This is a genomic window from Methanoculleus sp. UBA208 (genome assembly GCF_002498065.1).
Taxonomy (GTDB): domain Archaea; phylum Halobacteriota; class Methanomicrobia; order Methanomicrobiales; family Methanoculleaceae; genus Methanoculleus.
On sequence record NZ_DAFZ01000061.1, the window covers coordinates 1 to 4,972 of the forward strand.

The following is a 4,972-nucleotide window of genomic DNA, read 5'->3' on the forward strand; positions in this document are numbered from 1 at the left end:
GAGGGTTTCAACAGAGCCCGATCTTGAGAACTTCAAACTCTACGACATCATGTGTTCGCGGGACATCATCCAGGACCTGATCCGGAAGGGCAAGATTGCCGAACTGACGATGTCGTGCAACTTCGACCGGCTGAAGTCGGAGACCCTTCCCTCGACCAGGAAGTCCGGCATCGCCTACTTCCAGGTGGTCTTTGCACCGGTCACCGATAAAGGGGGCAAGGTGCCCCGCGAGTTCTTCATCCTCTTCCTCGATATCACGGCAAAGAAGATCGCCGAGAAGCAGCTGAAAGAGCGCTACCAGGGGATCATGAGCAACCTCCCCGGGATCATTTACCAGTTCTATGCGCGGGATACCGGCGAGTGGGGGGTCTACTATGTCAACGAGCGCTCGCAAGAGATCTACGGGGTGACGACCGAGCCGCTGGAGACCTGGTTTTCGAGGTACGGCGAATGCATTGCCCCGGAAGACCAGGAACGCTGGTTCGACTCGATCAACGATGTGATACGAAGGGTCGCACCCTGGGAGTTCGAAGGGCGGTTCATCAAACCGACCGGGGAGGAGATGTACATCCGGGGCGTTTCGCAGCCGGTGCGGCTGAAGGACGAGACCGTCTGGAACGGCATCTTTCTCGATATCACCGACCGGAGGAAGGCGGAGGAGGCGCTGCGCATGAGCGAGGAACGGCTCCGGGGCATCACCAGCAACCTTCCGGGGATCGTCTACCAGTTCTATGCCCGTGACTCCGGCGAATGGGGCACCTACTACGTCGACGACCGTTCCACCGAGGTCTACGGCCTCCCCCCCGACCCTTTGGAGACCTGGATCCAACGCTACAGTGCGTGCATCGCTCCGGAAGACCAGAGACGCTGGTTCAAGTCGATAGAAGACGTGATAGGGAGGATTGCACCCTGGGAGTTCGAGGGGCGGTTCATCAAGCCGACCGGGGAGGAGATGTACATCCGGGTGCTTTCCCGGCCCGTTCGGCTCCGGAGCGAGACAGTCTGGAACGGGATCATCCTCGACATCACCGACCGGAAGAGAGCGGAGGAAGCGCTTCGCAGCACCCAGTTAAAGGAGATACGGTACCACTCGTTCTTTGAGAACACCTGCAACGGTGTCCTGATCTACGAGCCGATCGGGCAGGGCGAGGAGTACATCATCAAGGACGTCAACAAGGTGACCGCAACTCTCCTGCGGATGAACAAAGAAGATCTCGTCGGGAAGAAACTCTTTGAGGAGTTCCCCGATCTCCCGAGCCCGTACATCCACGATCTCCTCTACCGCGTTCTTATCACCGACAGGCCGGAGTTCGTCACACCGCTCAAATACCGGAACCGCGAGGATTTCCCCTGGATCTCCCACTACGTCTTCAAGCTACCATCCGGGGAGATCGCGTCGTTCATGATCGACGTCACAGAGGCCGTGAACGAGGATATCACCACCGGAACCCAGGAGCGGTAAGACCGCGACACCTCGCGACACCTCCTCACCGTCCGGCACCGATCTCTCTTTTTCGCGCCCGTGGATCGTCGGCACCGTCACCGTCCGTGAGTGCACTTCCCAATGGCGAGCAATGGCGGATCTCCCCCGATCCTGGCGTACTGGAAGAGAGCCCGGGAAATGGCTCCCTGAACGGAGAATTTCGGTAGTATTCCTTGAATGGCATCAGGGGAACTCTCCCGTAATGGCGAGCAATAAAAAGCAGGTTTATGTCTGCCCCGGGAATATTTCATTACGTGGATGAAAGTCCACAAAACCGGAAATGAGCGAAACTACATGGGCGAGGCAGCCGGGTTCACAATCATAATGGAGGTTAACCCTTCGACAAGTATCGCCTCACAGACGTGAACTCCAGCTGGACACACCGATCACACTATATCCGGAACAGATAGTTCAATGTTTTGGTCGGCATCCGTCGCTACCCGTGTAAGCACCTCTTTTCCGGCACGAGGTAGTTAGACATGGAGACAAAAGTAGGATATTTCGCGTCTCTGGAGCAGTACAAACCCAGAGATGCATTGGAACAGTCTATCAGGGCAGAGAATGTCGGTTTCGACTCGATCTGGGCCGACGACCACTTCCACCCCTGGTACCACACCAACGCACAGTCTGCACAGGCCTGGGCGTGGATGGGAGCAGCGCTTGAGGCAACGAAGAAGGTCTTCATCTCCACCTGCATCACCTGCCCGATCATGCGGTACAATCCGGCGATCGTTGCGCAGACGTTTGCCACGCTCCGGCAGATGTACCCGGGACGAGTGGGTGTTGCCGTCGGCGCCGGCGAGGCCATGAACGAGGTGCCGGTGACGGGAGAATGGCCGAGCGTGCCCGAGCGCCAGGAGATGACGGTTGAGGCCATCGGCGTGATGCGCCAGCTCTGGGGAAGCCAGGAGCCCGTCACCTTCAAAGGAAAGTACTTCACCCTCGACAAGGCGTTCATGTACACCAAACCGGAAGACGAGGTTCCGCTCTACTTCAGCGGGATGGGTCCGAAGGGTGCACGGCTTGCAGGGAAGTACGGCGACCACCTGATGACGGTTGCCGCGGACCCGGCCGTGCTGAAGAACGTGACCATCCCGAACTTCGTGAAGGGTGCTGCCGATTCGGGCAAGGATCCGAGCAAGATGGAGCGTGCGATGCTGATCTGGTACTCCGTCGATCCCGACTATGACAAGGCCATCGAGGGGCTGCGCTTCTGGGCCGGCTGCCTGGTCCCCGCCATGTTCAAGTACAAGGTCTACGACTCCAGGGAGGTCGAGATCCACGCCAACCTCGTCGGACACGACATGATGAAGGAGAACTACATGGTCGCGACCGATGCGGAAGGGCTCATCAAGGAGATCGAGCGGTTCAAGGCCGCGGGAATCACGCACTTCTGCCTTGGAAACTCAAGCCCCAACGTGAACCTGGGCATCGACGTCTTCAAGGAAGTAATCCCGGCAGTGAAGGACTAAAGGGTGATCCATCTCACCCATTTTACCTGCTTCTAGGACTGGAGAACACTCATGGAACAGAAGAACGTCCGAGATATCTTTGACCAGGCGGTCGTGTTTCTTCCCGATATCGAGATCGAGAGTGCGAAAAGACCCTGGTATCCACACCCGGAGTGGAGAGGGGTCTTTCTCAAGGACCTGGTGACCGGAAAGGAGACAGGTGGCATGTTCAGCTATCACCTCGTCCGGGTCTGGAAGGACTGTGAGGTGATGGACCACGACCATGAGAGCCAGTGGGAGTGGAACCGAATCATCGACGGAAAGGGGGTCTTTTTCTTCGAGGACACGGAGATTCCCCTGGCTCAGGGTCAGACATTCGTCACCCCGCCCGGAGTCCGTCATGCGGTATGTGCGCACCACGGCGATCTGTCGCTGCTGGCAGTGTTCGTACCGGCACTTGTATGAGCCTTCACTCGTAGATCTGTCTCGTATCGGGAGCAATACAATTTTTTTTGGAAGAGAGATCTCTTCTGTCCCCATCTTCTCCGTTCTCTCGCACGGTACCTCATGGCAAAAAGTATTTCATGAATATCGGAAACATGTTAACAGGAAAGCATTTTTTTATCACTGTACCCGACTTAACCCCCCACACTCCGGTAGCGCTACCGTTAATACCACTAATGTGAAACTCACTGTACCTGCTTTTTAATAGGAGTCCCCGCATCAGATTAATAGGAGCCCCCACATCAGATGCCAGCGCCCCCAGAAGCCTCACGGACAAGGTCTGATCCCGCCGGACGGGATGAAGTTCCACAGGAGAACCCTGCAAAGACCGAAAAGGTCGTCGATGAGCAAATCCGGGAGCTCCAGGCAGAGATCGATGCCCTTCGCCGGGAGAATGCAGAGCTCAGGCTGGCCGAGACCGAACGCAGGAGAGACGAGGAGACGCTGCGCAAGGAGAAGGAGGAAGTAGGTGCCATCCTGTCTGCGCTCGATACGGGGCAGTCGCTTGTCGAGCCGGATATGACAATTGTCTGGGTCAACCAGAAGGCCCGGGAATATTTCCCCGAATACGAGCCTATCGGGCAGAAATGTTACCGTTTGTTCGAAGGCATGAGCCACCAGTGCGAGGTCTGTGCGGTTCGGGCTGTCTTTTCGACGGGCGAGGTCACGAGGATTGAGAAGTACGTCCCGTACCGTGAGCGCTGGTTCGGCATTGTAGCCCAGCCGGTGAAAGATGCATCCGGCCGGGTAACACATGCGCTCGAGAGCTTCACCGACATCACCGAGCAGAAACAGGCTGAAGAAGCCCTGCGGGAGAGCGAGGCCAAGTACCGAACCCTGGTGGAGACCGCTCTCGACATCGTACTCATCCACGACCGTGAGAAGATCCTCTACATCAACCCAACCGGGGTGAACCTTCTCGGCGCATCCTGCCCGGATGAGATCCTCGGCAGGAACTTCCTCGAGATCATTCATCCCGATTTCCGCGACCGTGTCCAGGAGAACGTTGCAATGGATCTCCTGGGCGAATCTTCGCCGACCACCCAGCTCCAGCTCCTCAGGCTGGATGGAACCCCGTTCTGGGTGGAGGGGAGAGGCGTGATGGCCTTCATTGCCGGCACCCCCGTCATCCAGGTGATCATGCGGGACATCACCAGGAGGAAACGAGCGGAAGAGGCCCTCCGGGAGAGCGAGGAGCGGTATCGTTCCCTCGTCGAGCTCATGCCGGATGCCGTGGTCGTGCACCGGGACGGCATCATCGTGTACGCGAATCCCGCCTGTGTCCGGATTGCGGGCGCGAAGAGCCCTGAAGACGTCGTGGGCAAACCGCTGGATCTCTTCGTCTCCCCCGAATTTCGCGAGCGTATCGCCAGGTATATACGCCGGATGGAACGGGAAGGCACTTCTACCCCATTAGACGAACAGGAACTCAGGACCCTCGATGACCGGACGATCCAGGTCGACATCACAGCGACCCCCATACTCTACCGGGGCCGGCCTTCTATCATGGTTGTTTTCCGGGATACCACCGAGC

The 4,972-nt window shown here is 57.7% G+C and carries 4 protein-coding genes; all 4 read left to right on the plus strand.

All coding sequences use genetic code 11. The features are described from left to right. Window positions 1-1,462: PAS domain-containing protein (locus tag BRA62_RS06820; protein WP_292365822.1), on the plus strand; the 1,462-nt coding region annotated here is incomplete at its 5' end. Between the two features lie 500 nt (window positions 1,463-1,962). Next, window positions 1,963-2,955: a TIGR03557 family F420-dependent LLM class oxidoreductase gene (locus BRA62_RS06825; RefSeq protein ID WP_292365823.1), complete on the plus strand. Its 993-nt coding sequence runs from the start codon at window positions 1,963-1,965 to the stop codon at window positions 2,953-2,955. A gap of 51 nt (window positions 2,956-3,006) precedes the next feature. After that, on the plus strand, window positions 3,007-3,399 hold the full coding sequence (locus BRA62_RS06830) for a cupin domain-containing protein (protein ID WP_292365824.1): 393 nt from the start codon (window positions 3,007-3,009) through the stop codon (window positions 3,397-3,399). Between the two features lie 285 nt (window positions 3,400-3,684). After that, the coding region (locus BRA62_RS06835; RefSeq protein WP_292365825.1) for a PAS domain S-box protein at window positions 3,685-4,972 on the plus strand (1,288 nt) is incomplete at its 3' end.

Bases quoted from the DNA above. Each gene is read 5' to 3' on its own strand.
- BRA62_RS06825 (WP_292365823.1), top strand. From the start codon at position 1,963: ATGGAGACAAAAGTAGGATATTTCGCGTCTCTGGAGCAGTACAAACCC.
- BRA62_RS06830 (WP_292365824.1), top strand. From the start codon at position 3,007: ATGGAACAGAAGAACGTCCGAGATATCTTTGACCAGGCGGTCGTGTTT.